Below are 255 nucleotides of genomic sequence, written 5' to 3' on the forward strand. Positions count from 1 at the left end.
GCTCGGGCCCGGACCGCTCGACCGGGCGGCTGGTGATCAGCGCGTACCAGCCGTCGGCCGCCGCCTCCGCCGCCAGCACCTGCTCGTCGAAGTGCCACTCCAGGATCGGCCGACCGGTCTCGTCGGCACCGATCGTGGTGCGCAGGCAGGAGGCGACCCGGCGGGTCCTGGCGATCACCCCGATGCGTTCGGCGATCTTCTCGGGGATGTTGTAGTAACGCCCGCCCGCCCCGCGCTGCACCTTCTCCAGGTCGG

At 72.5% G+C, this 255-nt stretch carries 1 protein-coding gene; it reads right to left on the reverse strand.

From position 1 onward, the window contains the following. A partial coding sequence (locus RM590_RS35900; RefSeq protein WP_311708993.1) for a hypothetical protein occupies nt 1-255 on the reverse strand: 255 nt, incomplete at both ends.

Source organism: Streptomyces litchfieldiae (assembly GCF_031845365.1).
Taxonomy (GTDB): domain Bacteria; phylum Actinomycetota; class Actinomycetes; order Streptomycetales; family Streptomycetaceae; genus Streptomyces; species Streptomyces litchfieldiae.